Origin of the sequence: Corynebacterium sp. ACRPZ (assembly GCF_022346205.1) — a bacterium.
In the GTDB taxonomy this organism is placed as follows: Bacteria; Actinomycetota; Actinomycetes; order Mycobacteriales; family Mycobacteriaceae; genus Corynebacterium; species Corynebacterium lehmanniae.
The window spans coordinates 1-16,594 of record NZ_JAKRMR010000005.1 but is presented as its reverse complement, the minus strand read 5'-3'; the positions used below and the strand labels follow the sequence as shown (position 1 = coordinate 16,594).

Genomic DNA, 16,594 nt, shown 5'->3' with positions numbered 1-16,594 from the left:
AAGCGACCCGCGCCCTCCTAGAACGTGTGCTCGTCGGCCGGGAACTCCCCGGTGTGCACGGCGCGCTTGTAGTCCGCGGCCGCGGCAGCCAGGTCCGCGCCGACGGTTCCGAAACGGCGCACGAATTTCGCGCGGTGGTCGCCGGCGGGCATGTCCGCCATGTCGTGCCAGACCAGCACCTGGGCGTCGGTGCCTGCACCCGCGCCGATGCCGACGGTCGGGACCGGGCACGAGGCGGTAAGTTCCGCCGCCAAATCCGCGGGCACCATTTCGAAGACCACCATGTCGGCGCCGGCTTGGACGACTGCGTGGACGTCGTCACGCAATTGCTCCGCTCCAGCGTCGCGGCCTTGGACCTTGAACCCGCTCAAGTTGTCCACGGACTGCGGGGTGAACCCCACGTGGGCGCATACCGCAAGACCTGCGTTTTTCAGCGCCCGGATGCGCGGGGCGATCCGCACGCCGCCCTCCAGCTTCACCATGTGGGCGCCGGTGCGGCGCACCAGGTCGGTGGCGGTGCGGACGCATTGCTCGTCGCTCGCCTCGTAGCTCCCGAACGGCAGGTCCATGATCACCAGCGCATTCCCAGCGCCGCGCACGACGGCCGCGCCGAGGAACGCCATCTCGTCCACGGAGACCTGGCTGGTGGTGTCGTAGCCGTAGACCACGTTGGCAGCGGAATCGCCGACCAGGAGACACTCGATGCCGGCTTCGGCGAAGATGCGGGCGGTGGCGTAGTCGTACGCGGTGAGCATCGCCCACTTCTCGCCGTCGGCCTTCTTGCGCGCGAAGTCCGCCACGCGCACTTTCTTGGTGGGGGCTAAGTATCCAGTCACGCATGCAGTCTAGGCCGACACTTCTATAGCCCGGTCGAATACCAAAATGTTATCTGCGACTCTACTCGCAATTCTATGTGATCTGTACCATATGACATGTAACTGCATTTCGTCGGAAAGGAGTCCCAATGTCCACCCCAACCGCAATGCGCGCGGCAGTGGCTGAACAGTTCGGTCCCAGCGTCAATGTCAAAGAGATCGATTTGCCCAAGCCGGGCCCGTTTCAAGCACTGGTGAAGCTTCGCGCTTCCGGAATCTGTCACACCGACCTCCATGCTGTCGAGGGGGACTGGCCGGTCAAGCCGCAGCCACCGTTCGTGCCGGGGCACGAGGGCGTGGGCGAAGTTGTGGAGCTCGGGCCAGGAGAGCATTCGGTGAAAGTGGGTGACATTGTCGGCAACGCGTGGCTGTGGTCCGCGTGCGGTGAGTGCGAGTTCTGCCGGACGGGGCGTGAGACGTACTGCAAGCAGGCGGAGTACGGCGGATACACCCAGAACGGTTCGTTCGGTGAATACATGCTGGTGGACACCCGCTATGCTCCTCGAATCCCGGATGGCGCTGACCCAGTTGAGGTCGCACCGATCTTGTGTGCTGGCGTGACCGTCTATAAGGGACTGAAGGAAGCCGAGACTAAGCCGGGCCAGTTCATGGTGATCTCCGGTGTCGGCGGTCTGGGTCATCTGGCGGTGCAGTATGGCGTGGCAATGGGCATGCGAGTCATCGCGGTAGATATTGCGGACGACAAGCTTGAGCTGGCCAAGCAGCTGGGTGCCGAGTTCGCGGTGAACGCAAAGACCACGGACCCAGGCGAGGCGGTGCAGGAGTACACCGAGGGTGGCGCCCACGGCGTGCTGGTCACCGCAGTGCACCCGGACGCGTTCGGACAGGCGATTGCGATGTGCCGCTCCAACGGCGCCATCGTCTTCAACGGCCTGCCGCCGGGGGAGTTCCCGGCGCCGATTTTCGACATTGTCCTGCGCGGCATCACCATCCGCGGCTCCCTGGTGGGCACCCGCCAGGATATGGCGGAAGCGCTGGACTTCTACGCGCGCGGCGAGGTCAAGCCGCACGTGACCGCTTGTGAGCTGGATGATGTCAACGAGGTGTTTGAGAACATGCGCAACGGCAAGATTGCTGGCCGTATGTCGATCAAGTACTAGACTGCCCTGCATGCAGGCAACCACCACGATCCTCACCCGCGTTGCAATCCCGGGCGTTGAGAGCGAGCAGCTGCAGGCGCACCAGATTGGGCAGAATCATTTTGTGGTGGCGAGCGTGCCGTTCGTGGATACGACGCTCGCGATGGGCGACATCGTGGAGTGCGTGACGGTGGGCGGCGCGTTCCACGTGGATCGCGTGGTGGTGCGCGGCGGCGCCTCGACGGTGCGCGTGCTGCCGGAAGACCCCGAGGGCCTGGACCCGGACGAGATCGCCGGCACGCTGCTGGCGTTCGGGTGCCGGGTGGAGCTCGGCCCGGGCGGCATGCTCGCAGCCAGCATCGGCGCGGATTGCCCGCGCGAGGGGATCACCGAGTGGCTCAGCGGTTTGGAAGAGCAGGGCACAATCCAGCTCGCTCCCGGGTACATGGCGTAAAACACCGTTACACTTGCGGCCATGAGCGTCTTTGTCTCCGCCGCTGAACTCAACGAGCGAATCCAGACTGGCCAGAAGCAGACCATCATCGCCGCGCTGTGGGAGCCGAAAGCAGGCAAAGCGTGGTCCAAATTCCAATCTGAGCACATCCCGACGGCGCTGTACTGCGACCCGTCGGTGCAGCTCGCCGGCATGCCCGGCCGCGCGGTGGGCCGCAACCCGCTGCCCAGCATCGACGTGGTGCAGAAAGCCGCCGCGGGCTGGGGCATCGAGGACGGCCGCCCGGTGTTCATCTACGACGGCGGCAACGGCCTGTTCGCCGCCCGCGCGTGGTGGATCCTGCGCTGGGCCGGGGTCACGGACGTGCACATCCTCGACGGCGGCTTCGCCACCTGGGACGGCGAAGGCTTCCCCACGGTCGCGGGCCCGGGCGGCATCGTCGTCCCGCGCGACGTCGAACTCACTGAGGGCAGCTTGCCGTCCGCAACCATGGAGGATGTTGGGGCATTCGAGGGATTGCTTATCGACGCCAGAGGTGCCCGCCGTTTCCAGGGCCTCCGCGAGATCCTGGATTTGCGCGCCGGACACATCCCAGGTGCCCGGAACCTGCCGGTGAACGACCTGTTCGACCCGGAGACCCACAAGGTGAAGGGCACCGATGAGATCCGCGACCGCTTCTCCGAGCTGGGCGTTACCCAGAACACGGACCCGGCCAGCGTGATCACCTACTCCGGCTCCGGCAACCACTCCGCGCTGCTGCTGGCCGCGATGGAGCATGCCGGCCTGCCGCTGCTCACCCATTACGTGGGCGGATGGTCCCAGTGGAGCGGCAACCGCGACAACCCGGTGGCGACGGACATTTAGTGTCGGGCCGCGCGGTAGCATAGTCCGCGATGGTCATCCTGCTGTTCGTTCTCGCACTCGCGGCGCTGCTCGCCGCCGTGGCGCTGTTCGCGTCGGACGCCCGCGAGGGCAGCACAGAACCCAGCAAGTCCAGCAAGCGCGCCCGCCGCGCCTGGGCCCGCGAGCACGGCTACGCGTTCGCGTCCAGCGACGACATGCTGGCCGGCGAGTGGTCACGCGGCGCCGCCGCCGGGGGAGCGTCCGCCCGCAACGTGGCCACCGGCAGTGCCTACGGGCACGACGCTCACGTGGCGGACCTGGGCGAGGCCACCGTCATCGCCATGGGTACCGGCGCCGAAACCAGCGCGGTGGTGGATTTCCGCCGCACGGATTTCGCGGCGGAAGGCTCCGATGACCTGGTGGAGCTGGACACGCACCACGGGTTCACGTGTTTTGCTACGCAGGCGGGGGCGGGCCGGAGGTTCGTCGATAGGCGAGTGCTCACTGCACTCGAGCAACTGCCCGCCGCCGTGCAGGCCGTCTGGTTCGAGGGGGCGTGGGCGATTGCGCAGCTTGGCCGCGACGCCACCCCGCAGGACTGGGACACTACGCTGGCGCCCCTAGCACTGCTCGCGGATGCGGCCCGGACGCTCCCGCCTGTCGACGACGCTCCGCTCACCCTCCCATTCCCCACCCGCGACATCCCGGGCCAGGCCCCCGCGGCAGAGCCTGAAGCCGAGGACGAGCCGGTGATGCAGCGCCCCGAGGACCCCGTGGAGCTGCCCACCCGCACCACCGGCGGCGAGCGCGGCGAGGTGGCCGACCACACCATCGGCGGCGACGACGTGGAGGCCATCGCCGGCGACGAGCGCCGCGTGGTGGACTTAACCCGGGTGCGCCGCATGCAGGGCCCGAGCTCAATTTTCGACGACAAGGAGTAGAACGATGAAGGAAAAACTCGCTGAACTGGTCAAAGAGCTGGCAGTGGTGCACGGCAAGGTGACCCTGTCTTCGGGCAAGGAGGCGGACTACTACGTGGATCTGCGCCGCGCGACGCTGCACCACGAGGCCAGCCCGCTGATCGGCAAGCTGCTGCGCGAGCTCACCGACGACTTGGACTTCGACGCCGTCGGCGGCCTCACCCTGGGCGCCGACCCGGTGGCAACCGCCGTCATGCACGCCCCCGGCCGCCCGATCGACTCCTTCGTGGTGCGCAAGGAGGCCAAGAAGCACGGTATGCAGCGCCGCATCGAGGGCCCGTCCATCAAGGGCAAGCGCGTGCTGGTGGTCGAGGACACCACCACCACGGGCAACTCGCCGCTCACCGCCGTCGAGGCCTGCCGCGAGGAGGGCGCCGAGGTGGTCGCGGTGGCCACCGTCGTCGACCGCGCGACCGGCGCCGACCAGGTGCTCCGCGACGCCGGCCTGGAGTACCGCTTCCTCCTCGGACTCGAAGACCTCGGCCTTGCCTAATTCGCCTGAAGACGAGCTCCGCGGCCCCACCGAATGGAACGAAGGCCGCCACGGCGTCGGCCCCTGGGAAGGCCAGTGGCCCGACGACCCCCGCTTGGACCCGGAGTTCCTCCGCGACGGCGATCGCCGCAACGTCGTCGACGCGTACCGTTACTGGTCGCTGGATGCGGTGGTGGCCGACCTGGACCAGCGCCGGCACCCGTTCCACGTGGCCATTGAGAACTTCGAAAATGACATGAACATCGGCACCGTGGTGCGCACCGCCAACGCGTTTTTGGCCCGCGAGGTGCACATCGTCGGGCGCAAGCGGTGGAACCGGCGCGGCGCGATGGTCACGGACCGCTACCAGCACATCCGCCACCACGAAACGGTCGCCGACCTCATGGAATGGGCCGCCGCGGAGGGCATCCCGGTGGTCGCCATCGACAACACCCCCGGCTCCGTGCCGCTCGAGACCGCCGAGCTGCCCCGCGAGTGCGTCCTGCTGTTCGGCCAGGAAGGCCCGGGCGTGACCGAAGCGGCCCAGAAGGCGTCGGTGATGACCTGCTCGATCGCCCAGTTCGGATCCACCCGCTCCATCAACGCTGGTGTGGCGGCCGGCATCGCGATGCACGCCTGGGTCCGTCAGCACGCGGACCTCTCCCAGGCGTGGTAGCCGAGGGGCGGCCGGCCCCGGTTTTGTACGAATTTACATGCACCAAAACTTATAATCTTCTGACCTGCACGTTCGAAATTGAACAACCGTCCCAATTGTCGATTTGTGCATGTTTCGTTTAGCTGGCCCGCCGCCAGGCCCGCTACCAGACCCGCCGCCAGACCTAACCGAACCCCTAAAACCAGCCGGAACCGGTGAAACGAATCCGGCCACTCTGGCAATATAGGTACGAACCGTTTGAATTTGAGGAGTCCCCCTGTGCCGGAAACGTGGGCGCACCGCGCCGACCTGGCTGAATCTGCCGTAAATGAACGCCACGCGCAAAAGCTTTGGGGCCTGCCCAAGACGAACCTGGCGGTGGTGGCGTGGCCGCCGGGCCCGAAGGACCGCCTGTTTTGGCACTGGCACTACTGGTGGCAGGCCCAGTACCTGGACTGCCAGGTCGACGCCGCCGCCCGCCGCGAAACCAAGGCTCGCCGCCGCCGGATCGCGGACACGCTGCGCGGGGTGCAGCGCCGCAACCGGGGCAAGCTACTCACCAACGTCCACTACGACGACAAGGCGTGGCTGGCCCTGGCGTGGAACCGCGCGACCCACATCGGCGGAATCAAGCGCAACCGCCACCTGGACGACCTGGAGTTTGACCTGCTCGCGGGTATCGACCCGGTCACGGGCGTGCTGCCGTGGCGGAGCGGGGAGACGTTCTACAACGTGCCGTCGAACGCCACCGCGGCGCTGCTGTTCGCCCGCACCGGCCGCCTAGACAAGGCGCGCGAGATTGTGGACTGGATCTTCGACAACCTGGTGCGTGAGGACGGCCTGCTTGACGACGGCATCCGGATGCGCATGAGCGGACCGGAGGTCGTCGATAAGGTGTACACCTACAACCAGGGCACCGCGCTCGGAGCCAGCCTCGAGATCGCGCTCGCGCTGCGTGAGGACGTCGGCCTGGCGCACGACGAGCAGATCGATTCCTTCGTTTACTCGGAGCGCGCGGACGCGTCGATGTTCTACATCACCCACATCCGCGCGATTGTGCAGGCGATTGCGCTGCACCTGGCCACCCCGCAGGGCGTGCTGCTGAGCCCGCCGGAGGAGTCTGGGGAGGGCGACGGCGGCCTGTTCAAGGGCATTCTCGCGCGCTACCTGGCCGAGGTTGCCCTGCGGCTGCCGGAGGATTCGAAGGAGAACGTCGCCACCCGCAAGATCGCGGCGCGGCTGGTCATGCAGTCGGCGGAGTCGCTGTGGTCGCACCGCCTGGAGGTCGACGGTTTGCCGGTGTTCGCCGCGGAGTGGACCCAGGATGCGAAGTTGCCGCACAACTACGGGCTCGGGCCTTCGTCGATAAGCGAGGCGGTGGGGCTCGTGCGCATCGACGAGCGCGACCTGTCCGTCCAACTTTCCGGCTGGATGCTGCTGGAGGCGGCGGCGAGGGTGGCTGCAGCGCAGGCGTAAAACGGGCATACTGGGGTCGTAACTGCAACCCCTAGCAGGAGGATTTCCATGCCTATCGCAACCCCCGAGGTCTACAACCAGATGCTGGACACCGCCAAGAAGGGCGGCTTCGCTTTCCCGGCGATCAACTGCACCTCGTCGGAGACCATCAACGCGGCTATCAAGGGTTTCGCCGAGGCGGAGTCTGACGGCATCATCCAGTTCTCCACCGGCGGCGCCGAGTTCGGCTCTGGCCTGGGCGTGAAGAACAAGGTTGCGGGCGCGAAGGCGCTGGCGTCGTTCGCGCACGAGGTGGCGCAGCACTACGACGTCAACATCGCCCTGCACACCGACCACTGCCAGAAGGAAGTGCTGGACGACTACGTCCGTCCGCTCATCGCCATCTCCCAGGAGCGCGTGGACCGCGGCGAGCTGCCGCTGTTCCAGTCCCACATGTGGGACGGCTCCGCTGTGCCGATCGACGAGAACCTCGAGATCGCGCAGGAGCTCCTGGCTAAGGCGCACGCGGCGAACATCATCCTCGAGGTGGAGATCGGTGTCGTCGGCGGCGAGGAGGACGGCGTTGAGGCGAAGGCCGGCTCGAACCTGTACACCAACGAAGCCGATTTTGAGAAGACCGTCGATGCCCTGGGCACCGGTGAGAACGGCCGCTACCTGCTTGCAGCCACCTTCGGTAACGTCCACGGCGTGTACAAGCCGGGCAACGTGAAGCTGCGCCCGGAGGTCCTGGACATGGGCCAGAAGGTCGCCGCCCGCAAGCTCGGCCTGGACGAGGGCGCCCAGCCGTTCGACTTCGTCTTCCACGGCGGCTCCGGCTCCGAGAAGGAGAAGATCGAGGAGTCCCTGCGTTACGGCGTGATCAAGATGAACGTGGACACCGACACCCAGTACGCGTTCACGCGCCCGGTCGCGGCCCACATGTTCTCCAACTACGACGGTGTGCTCAAGATCGACGGCGAGGTGGGCAACAAGAAGACCTACGACCCGCGCTCTTACCTGAAGAAGGCTGAGCAGGCCATGTCCGAGCGCGTCATCGAGGCGTGCCAGGACCTCCACTCCGTGGGCAAGTCTGTGTCCAAGTAAGCATTTGCTTCTCGACGAACCTCCGGCCATCCCCGGAGGTTTTCCTTTTGCCCTGTTTCGGCCTGGTGCGAACTTTCCCGGGCGCGAACCGCACACACCCCACGCCTCGGGTACCGGGCCCCACGCCTCGGGCCAGTGTTTGTAAAAGATTACATGCGCGACGCCTTATAGCCTCCTGACCTGCAATAATAAATCTGCACACTCGTCCAGGATGTCGACTTTTGCACGTTTCGTTTAGGCCTCAACCGTTCTCATGCCCGACCGGTTCCCCTCCCGCCTAAACTGTCTAACCATGGCGAAGCAGAGGATGGGTACGCGGGAGCGTCTTCAGCTGGTGGACAAGTCGGTGCAGGCGCGCCTGAAACGTGTGCGCAAACGCCTGCTCCCGATTATGCAGATCGGCCTCGCCGCCGGCCTGGCTTACTTCCTGGCCCGCGACGTCGCCGGGCACCCGCGGCCGTTCTTCGCCCCGATCAGTGTGGTCATCATTATCGGTATGACGGGCGGAGATCGCGTCTCTAAGTCAGTGGATATGGCGCTCGGTTGCATCCTCGGCGTGCTCGTGGGCGACCTCATCTTCTACCGGCTCGGCGACGGCGGCTGGCAGATCGCCGTCATCGTCGCGGGCTCGCTGTTCATTGCGTCGTTCTTCTCCAGTTCGATCCTGGTGAACAACCAGGCCGCGATCGGCGCCATCCTGATTGCCACGATCATGCCGCCGGGCGCGGAGGTCACGGGCATCGACCGCACCGTAGACGCGATCATCGGCTGTCTGGTCGCGTTGGCCACCATCGCGCTGATTCCGCAGGCACCGATGCAGTCGGCCCGCGCGGAGGTGTCCAAGGTGTTGGGCATCATGTCGTCGGTGCTCGACGACGTCTCCGATGGACTCCGCGACAAGGACCCCGCCAGCATCGACGAGGCCCTCGACCTCATCCGTGGCACCCAGACCGGCATCGACGACCTCGCCGCCGCCATCAAGGCCGGCCAGGAAACGTCGCGGGTCTCGCCGTTTCTGTGGGGGACGCGCCGCTACATTAACTCGCTCGCGCGCGTGATCCCGCCCGTCGACAATGCGGTGCGCACGACTCGCGTGCTGGCGCGCAGGGCGGGCGTACTTGCGGACGACAACGATTCCGCCACCCCCGCCCAAATCGAGCTCCTGGACACCCTTTCCCAGGTCTGCCTGGAACTTTCCGAGGTCTACGACGTCAACTCCCGTGTCGCACAGGCCACCGTGATCCCGCAGTGCGTTAACGAGCTGCGCCAGGCCGCCCAGGAGGCCGGCATGGACGTCATCCCGGAGGACGGCGTGCTGTCCTCGTACGCGATTTTGGCGCAGACTCGCTCGCTGATCGTGGACTTGTTGATGGTGTGCGGGATGTCCCACGAGTCGGCGCTGGCTGCTTTGGTACCCACCTCGAAGACGCCGAAGGTCGAGCCGGAATCGTTCGACTTCGACTAGCGAGCGTTGGGTTTGGCGGCCCAAACCAACCCGCATAGCGAAAACCCCGGCTGGGAGGATATCCCAGCCGGGGTTTGTGGCGCCCTAGCGCGTAGTGTTTAGCGCTTGTTGATGTCGCCCTCGACGTCGCCCTCGACGACGCCGTCGGTCTCGAAGCGCTCCTTGCGGACCTCCTCGGAGACACGCTCGGTGTCGCGGACGGTGTCCTTCTCCAGGGAAACCTTCTCCACCGGGACGGACTCCTTGGAAACGTTCACGCGGTCCTCGGAGAGGGTGACGGATGCTTCCTGCTCGCCGATGTTGCCGTCGTAGTTGGCGCGGTCAGCGTCGGTGATCGGCTCGCGGACGACGCGGACCTCTTCGCGCTCAACCGGGACCTCGACGGTCTCGGTCTCGTTCACGACGTACTTGCGCAGGCGGACCTGGCCGGTCTCGACACGGTCCTTGGAGACGTTCAGCTGCTCCTCGGAGCGGATGATCTCGCCGTTGTCTGCGACGTCGCGGCGGTCAGCGTCGGCAACGTCGCGGCGCTCGGTGTCAACATCGGTCTCGACGTTGCGCTCGCCGGCAGCGTAGCCAGCACCTGCAGCACCTGCTGCGCCCGCACCAGCAGCGCCGGTCTCTGCGAAGCGGTTACCAGTCTCGTAGGTGGTCACGTCCTGGGTGTTCTCCAGGCCGTAGTGGCGGTAGAACGCGTCCTGGTCCTCGGTGGTGAGGTGGCCGTTCTCGTCCAGGTCCGGTGCGTCCTCGATGCGCTCCTTCGGGAATGCGAGGTGCAGCTCGCCGTCGCGCAGGGTGTGGCCGCGCAGCGGGACGATGGAGTCGCCGCCACCGAAGAGACCGTGGTTGACGGAAACGAAGTCCGGCTGGCCGGTGGTGTCGTTGACGTAAACGTCCTTGACGCCGCCAACCTTGTCGCCGTCGACGTCGTATGCGGTTGCGTTTGCGAGGTCCTCGATGCGGTTGAAGTCAGCCATGATTTCTCCTTAAAGGTTTTGGCTAGTAAATTTATTTTGCTACCGCGGTTTCCGTCTGGAGCGGTCCTTGCGGGAACAAAAACGAATGTAGGGAAGAGTTCCACGGCGCGTTTGGACGTCCGTTCAAAACCGCGGTTAGAACAAAAATTCGAGCGACAAACCCGCCCACTTCAGGTAGCCCTAGTCACACCCCTTTGACGTGGGCCTTTGCCTATCGACGCCACGTAAACCGCCAAAACCTACAACAAGGCTCAGTACCGGCGAGGTAACGAAACGCTAACCAAACGCCACAAAATTCCCACTGTGAGATAACTCACATTCTAGAATTTAGCCCTCGCGGACGCTCTGGATGTCGCGCAGATGGCGGTAGAACGTGACGCGGGTGACGGGGCGGGGGCGACGGATGCCGTCGATAAGCACGGCGATTTCCTCGCCCCCTGATTGCAGCGCGCGGCCTGCGAGGACCCGGGAGGCGTCGGTGCGGCGCACGGGCTGTCGCCGTAGGAAGCGGCGCGTGGGCACAAGCGGGCTGACAAACGGCACCGCGACCAGCCCGGGCGCGTCGACGGTGGGCACGAGCCGCGCACCAAACTCGCCGCCGCCGACGAGTACCTCGGAGTCCACCACAACTTCGCCCACGTACGGCGCGGAGCCGTCGCCAGTAAACAGCTCGGCGGAACCCGCGACCACCTCGCCGAAGTCCGTGCGTATGCAGGGCATCGGCCGCACCGCCCCCTCGACAGCGAGCGCCGCATCGCCGGCGCCCCACATCACCGCTGCGGGAGATTGCCTATCGACGGGCACGTACCCGACCTCCACCCACATCACATCCGCCCGCATCAGGCGAGTGAGCACGAGCCCCAGGGCGCGGTCGTCGCCGGAGACCACCATGCGCACCGGCTCGGAGGGCTGCTGCGGCGCAAACGACGGTTCGCCCAGGTGGGAGACGTTGGGGCTGGCCTGGATCTCGTCCAGAGACGGGGTGGGGTCCTTGGGCAGTACCTCGCGCGCGATCTCCGCCAAAAACTTCAGGTCCCGCTGGCTGGGGTGCTGCGGAAGGTCGAAGCGCTGGGCGCCGGGAATGACGGGCGCGTCGCCGCACGCGCAGTGGATGAGCCGCATGGCGCTCACGCTACAATATGGCCGTTATTGCGCCATATATAAGGAGTGTGCGATGTCCGCCATCATCATTGTGGGCGCCCAGTGGGGCGACGAGGGCAAAGGCAAAGCGACCGACATCCTCGGCGGCAAGGTCGATTACGTGGTTAAACCCAACGGCGGCAACAACGCGGGCCACACCGTTGTGGTGGGCGGGGAAAAGTACGAGCTGAAGCTGTTGCCCGCCGGCGTGCTCAGCGAAAACGCCACCCCGATCCTGGGCAACGGCGTGGTGGTGAACCTGGAGGCGCTGTTCGAGGAGATCGACGGCCTGGAGGCCCGCGGCGCCAACGCGTCCCGCCTGAAGGTCTCCGCCAACGCACACCTGGTCGCGCCCTACCACCAGCAGCTGGACCGCGTGCAGGAGCGCTTCCTGGGCAAGCGCGCCATCGGCACCACGGGCCGCGGCATCGGCCCCACCTACGCCGACAAGGTCGCGCGCGTGGGCCTGCGCGTGCAGGACGTCTTTGACGAGTCCATCCTGCGCCAGAAGATCGAGTCCGCCCTAGACGTGAAGAACCAGATGCTGGTGAAGATGTACAACCGCCGCGCGATCTCCGTGGAGGAGACCATGGACTACTTCGGCCGCTACGCCGAGCGTCTCGCGCCCATGGTCATCGATGCGGAGCGTGTGCTTAACGACGCCCTCTCACGCGGCGAGCACGTCCTCATGGAAGGCGGCCAAGCCACGATGCTGGACGTGGACCACGGCACCTACCCGTTTGTCACGTCCTCCAACCCCACCGCCGGCGGCGCCTGCGTCGGCTCCGGCATCGGCCCGACCCGCATCACCGGCGTGCTGGGCATTGTCAAGGCGTACACCACCCGCGTGGGCGCCGGCCCGTTCCCCACGGAGCTGTTTGATAAGTGGGGCGAGTTCCTTCAGGTCACCGGCGGCGAGGTGGGCGTGAACACCGGGCGCGTGCGCCGCACCGGCTGGTACGACAGTGTGATCGCCCGCTACGCCTCCCGCGTCAACGGCTTCACCGACTTGTTCTTGACCAAACTGGACGTGCTCACCGGCATCGGGGAGATCCCCATCTGCGTGGCCTACGACGTGGACGGCAAGCGTTTCGACGAAATGCCGCTGACCCAGACCGACTTCCACCACGCCGAGCCGATCTACGAGACCATGCCGGCCTGGGACGAGGACATCACCGAATGCCGCACGTTTGAGGATCTGCCTCAGAAGGCTCAGGACTACGTGCTGCGCCTGGAGGAGCTCTCCGGCGCGCCGATCTCCTACATCGGCGTCGGCCCCGGCCGCGACCAGACGATCGTGCGCCACGACGTGATGGAGCGATAGCGGTTTCAGCCCTGTTGGTGCCACGGCTACGCGAACATCGCGATCCAGCAGCGTATTGGCGTGTTTAACTTGGAGGTTGCTGTTCGGGTTGCCGTGATCGACCCGCAGCTTGCGGGTTACGGTGCCGGCCTAGTACTTAGCTAGCATCGCCCCTCGGTCTATGTGGTCGGAGGGGCGTTTTGCGTGTCGACGTCCCTCCGTCCACCCCTTTATGCGGGTACGGAGCCACATTCTTATCGTTCTGTTAGGTAGAGCACTGTCCAAACTTGGAGATTAGCCTCGGGGGTTGCCCGCCTACCTGCGGTTTCATGATCGGTTACGTGTGACGTCGCAAAGCTCAAGCTTTTTAAGGTTTTGTAACCAGCTTCGCAATTAGATTGACGGATATCTGCAAAGTCGCAGCTAGTGTACGGCTATGCGCCGTATTAGCGGGGGTGAATACCGTGCAGTCTCGGCGTCGAAACACTTTAGGCATCCTTGAGGACGGGTGTCCACTTCCGTACGGTTGTACATGTTGACTCTGGATTACAGGTGTCTCCCACCGGTATTGCCCGGGTTCGGCTGAATGACCAATTTGGCACACGTTGAAGGGACGTATTTTGAATAAGAACTACAACGCGCGTCGCCGCGGCACTTCGGTAGCCGCCGCCGCGCTGTCTTTTGCTTTGGTTGCGCCGTTTGCGCAATCTGTGGCGGCACCAGGTTCGGCAACCGCCGCGTTCGCATCCACGAAGGATGAAGCTGGCCAGACCAACGCCAATAACAACGGTGTGAAGTACCCAGGCGTAAACGCCGACGGCATTTACCAGACCTCGGTTGGCGAGCCGCGCTACACCTTTGAGCCGGGTCCGGCGAAGGACGGTGCTATCGAGTCCGGCACCACGCAGAGAGACACGGAGTCTATCCAGGGTTACGTGCTGAACCTCCGTAACGGCAACATGACTGTTGACCCGGACACGACGAACTTCCAGCCGATTCCGATGGAAGGTGTGCGTGTCTACGCTGAGTGGGTGGATAAGGACGGTTACACCTCGCCGACTTACACCACGGTCACAGGTCCGGATGGGCGTTACGCGATCAAGATGCGTCCGTTCTTCGATGCGCTTGGTCAGAAGCACGAGTTTGACGCAGACCCGAACCTGCCAGAGGGAGAGAAGATTCGTGTCTGGGCTGAGAACCCGGATGGTGAGACGTTCCAGCAGATCTACGGTTACAACAATGGCTTCCTTGGTCCGCAGGCCAATTCGATCGATACGCAGGGTACGTCGACGCAGTGGTTGGTTGGCTCTAACCGCGTGAACAACGTGCGTTTCTTCTACGGTGAGAAGCCGCAGAATGAGGTCATGCACAAGCTGGACCAGGCGGTTGAGAACCCGAAGAAGTCCTCCGGTCAGGGTGGCCAGGTGCAGGGCAAGGCCTTCTGGGAGCAGGACCACACCCAGGGCGCATTCACCTGGAACCTGATGAACACTCTTAATAGCGGTGATGTGGCTGCTGAGGGTTTGAAGATCTACGGTTCCTACCTTTCGGATTACGCGATTAACAAGATCATGAACGAAGCACCGGAAGCAATCGGTGTTGATGAGATTCCTAGCGGTACACTCGGTAGGACGCCGACTAAGGGCTGGTCCCGTGACAATGAGGCTGCTCTTCAGAACTGGATCAAGCGCGAGATGGCCGCGGACACCGCGAAGGATCCGGTGACCGGCAAGTTCGGTAAGGACCGCTGGATCGCCGAAACTGTCATGGCGACGGTAGGCGCAGACAACAACTACACGCTGCAGTTCAACGGCACCTTCGGTCAAGATGAGAAGGGTGATCGTGGTACCGGTGGTTCCCAGGGTAACCCGCTGACGCGTAACGACGGCACTAAGGTTTCGTTCCCTGATGGTTCTGAGCACGTCGCATGGGACCTGCTTGGCACCGTTGCACCGGATCCGAACTACGGCACCTTCCGCAAGGGCGCCCTCGGCAACTCCAGCGACAAGATGCCGAAGCACGTCAACTGGGATTGGCTGTTCGTCTCGACCGAGGATGTTCCGGGCTTTGGTGTGCAGACCCCGTGGCATACCAACGGCTACCTGGATACAGCCCGCTATAACACCGGTGAAACTTGGAATGTTGTGAAGGTGGGTGAGCACCTGAACACCGCGTTCATTTCGTTGTACGCGGATTACGTGACGTTCGATGTGACCCCGTACGACTCCGCTGAGAACTGGGCGAAGCCGGGGGATGTGGCTGAGACGAACACCAACGGTGTACCGGCGAAGTTCGCTAATAATCTCAAGTACGAGATCGAGTGGGTTAACGCTGACACCGGTGAAGTTGTTGACACGAGTGAACTGTTGGAGGCTGATCCGAACGGTGAGCTTCCATCCTTCCCGCTGGACACTGGCGATGAAGATCTGTTCCCGAACGGTATCGATAAGACCACGACTTTCCGTGCTGACCTTTACCCGGTGGACATTGCCGAGGGTAATGCTCGTGGAAGCCGTATTGCTGCTGATTCCTTCACTGTTCTCGTTGGTTGGGCTCCCATCTACGAGGAGAAGAAGGGCAAGGCCGGTGAGCCGCTGGAGTCTGGTGTTCCGACGTTCGATAACACCACTACCGATGAGGTGGAGTCGGAGAAGGGCAGTGACCTTCCGTCGCCGGTTGCGAAATTCGAACTTCCGGATACGTTCCAGGTGCCGGAAGGTTACACCATTGAATTGGACGAGACCACTGGTGAAGTGACTCTGACCTTCCCGAAGGATGCAAAGCCGGGCACGAAGTTTGAGGTTCCGGTTGTTGCAGTCCTGGAGGATGGCACCAGGACGGTTGGTTCCGCTCCGTTTGAAGTCGTTGTGGATACTAACACCACTGTCGAGCCGAAGTACGAGGACAAGAAGGTTGTTCCGGGTATCCCGGCGGAGTCTGAGCCGACCTTCAAGAAGCAGGATGAAAACGGCAATGTCACCGACGAGACGGTTGATGCACCGGAGGGTTCCAAGTTCTCCATTCCGGAGGACTTCGAGGCTCCGGAGGGCTACACCGCAGAAGTTAATCCGGAGACCGGTAAGGTCACCGTCAACGTCGACAAGGACGCGCTCGACGGTGATTCTGCCGAGGAAATCGACGTTCCGGTGAAGGTTGAGTACCCGGACGGTTCCACGGACGACGCGACTGCGAAGTTCGAGTTGGATACCGATGGTGACGACACGCCGGACAAGGAGGACACCGACGATGACGGTGACGGTATTCCGGATGAGCAGGAAAAGGAAGACGGCACCAACCCGAAGGCTCCGAACCAGAACCTGGACTTCGAGCCTGAGTACGAAGACGGCAACGGTAAGCCGGGCGAGGATGTGACGGTTCCGGCTCCGACGTTCAAGGACAAGGACGGCAACGACACCGAGGCGCCTGAGGGCACGAAGTTCACCCCGGGTGAGGGTGCTCCGGAGGGTGTGACGGTTGATGAGAACACCGGTGAGATCACTGTTCCGGTGCCGGAGGATGCAAACCCGGGTGACAAGATCACTGTTCCGGTGGATGTGACCTACCCGGACGGCACGACGGACACCGTTGATGTCACTGTCACCGTCGACGAGCCGGATGCTCCGGCTCCGGTCGAGGAGGACAAGGACAAGTTCGAGCCTGAGTACGAAGACGGCAACGGTAAGCCGGGCGAGGATGTGACGGTTCCGGCTCCGACGTTCAAGGACAAGGACGGCAACGACACCGAGGCGCCTGAGGGCACGAAGTTCACCC

14 protein-coding genes are annotated in these 16,594 nt (G+C 64.1%); 11 read left to right on the top strand and 3 right to left on the bottom strand.

The annotated features are described in order from the left end of the window. Nucleotides 1-17: 17 nt before the first annotated feature. The gene (panB, locus tag MHX64_RS04715; protein WP_239356026.1) at nt 18-836 is read right to left on the bottom strand and encodes a 3-methyl-2-oxobutanoate hydroxymethyltransferase; all 819 of its coding nucleotides are present in this window, start codon (nt 834-836) and stop codon (nt 18-20) included. A 128-nt stretch (nt 837-964) separates the two neighbouring features. On the opposite strand from panB, the gene adhP reads away from it, so the two are divergent. From adhP to MHX64_RS04670, 9 genes are all read left to right on the top strand, one after another. Further along, nucleotides 965-1,996, top strand: a complete 1,032-nt coding sequence (gene adhP, locus MHX64_RS04710) for an alcohol dehydrogenase AdhP (protein WP_239356025.1) — start codon at nt 965-967, stop codon at nt 1,994-1,996. Nucleotides 1,997-2,006: 10 nt separating this feature from the next. Further along, nucleotides 2,007-2,429 (top strand): DUF4265 domain-containing protein, encoded by a 423-nt coding sequence (locus tag MHX64_RS04705; RefSeq protein ID WP_035000158.1) that lies wholly within the window; start codon nt 2,007-2,009, stop codon nt 2,427-2,429. 21 nt (nt 2,430-2,450) lie between these two features. Continuing rightward, nucleotides 2,451-3,293: a sulfurtransferase gene (locus MHX64_RS04700; RefSeq protein ID WP_239356023.1), complete on the top strand. Its 843-nt coding sequence runs from the start codon at nt 2,451-2,453 to the stop codon at nt 3,291-3,293. 29 nt (nt 3,294-3,322) lie between these two features. After that, on the top strand, nt 3,323-4,213 hold the full coding sequence (locus MHX64_RS04695) for a hypothetical protein (RefSeq protein ID WP_239356021.1): 891 nt from the start codon (nt 3,323-3,325) through the stop codon (nt 4,211-4,213). A gap of 4 nt (nt 4,214-4,217) precedes the next feature. Beyond that, a complete protein-coding gene (pyrE, locus tag MHX64_RS04690; RefSeq protein ID WP_239307531.1) occupies nt 4,218-4,745 on the top strand; it encodes an orotate phosphoribosyltransferase in 528 nt (175 codons plus the stop codon). Next, nucleotides 4,738-5,400, top strand: a complete 663-nt coding sequence (locus MHX64_RS04685) for an RNA methyltransferase (RefSeq protein WP_239356019.1) — start codon at nt 4,738-4,740, stop codon at nt 5,398-5,400. The genes pyrE and MHX64_RS04685 overlap by 8 nt, the downstream gene beginning before the upstream one ends. A gap of 258 nt (nt 5,401-5,658) precedes the next feature. Beyond that, entirely contained in the window at nt 5,659-6,855 is a 1,197-nt protein-coding gene (locus tag MHX64_RS04680) for a glycoside hydrolase family 76 protein (RefSeq protein ID WP_239356017.1), read from the top strand. A gap of 48 nt (nt 6,856-6,903) precedes the next feature. Continuing rightward, nucleotides 6,904-7,938 carry a class II fructose-bisphosphate aldolase gene (fbaA, locus tag MHX64_RS04675; protein WP_239356016.1) on the top strand — a complete coding sequence of 345 codons (1,035 nt, stop codon included), beginning with the start codon at nt 6,904-6,906 and terminating at the stop codon, nt 7,936-7,938. A gap of 292 nt (nt 7,939-8,230) precedes the next feature. Next, complete coding sequence (locus MHX64_RS04670) at nt 8,231-9,403, top strand: aromatic acid exporter family protein (protein ID WP_239356015.1); 1,173 nt, start codon at nt 8,231-8,233, stop codon at nt 9,401-9,403. 98 nt (nt 9,404-9,501) lie between these two features. Here the strand turns inward: MHX64_RS04670 and MHX64_RS04665 are convergent, their stop codons facing one another. Both MHX64_RS04665 and MHX64_RS04660 read right to left on the bottom strand, forming a co-directional pair. Then, nucleotides 9,502-10,380, bottom strand: a complete 879-nt coding sequence (locus MHX64_RS04665) for a PRC and DUF2382 domain-containing protein (protein WP_239356014.1) — start codon at nt 10,378-10,380, stop codon at nt 9,502-9,504. A gap of 327 nt (nt 10,381-10,707) precedes the next feature. Further along, nucleotides 10,708-11,502, bottom strand: coding sequence for a hypothetical protein (locus MHX64_RS04660; RefSeq protein ID WP_239356013.1), 795 nt, complete (start codon nt 11,500-11,502; stop codon nt 10,708-10,710). Between the two features lie 52 nt (nt 11,503-11,554). Between MHX64_RS04660 and MHX64_RS04655 the strand changes: the two genes are divergently transcribed. Together MHX64_RS04655 and MHX64_RS04650 are read left to right on the top strand one after the other, a co-directional pair. After that, on the top strand, nt 11,555-12,844 hold the full coding sequence (locus tag MHX64_RS04655) for an adenylosuccinate synthase (RefSeq protein ID WP_239356012.1): 1,290 nt from the start codon (nt 11,555-11,557) through the stop codon (nt 12,842-12,844). 599 nt (nt 12,845-13,443) lie between these two features. Beyond that, the coding region (locus MHX64_RS04650) for a YPDG domain-containing protein (RefSeq protein ID WP_239356011.1) at nt 13,444-16,594 on the top strand (3,151 nt) is incomplete at its 3' end.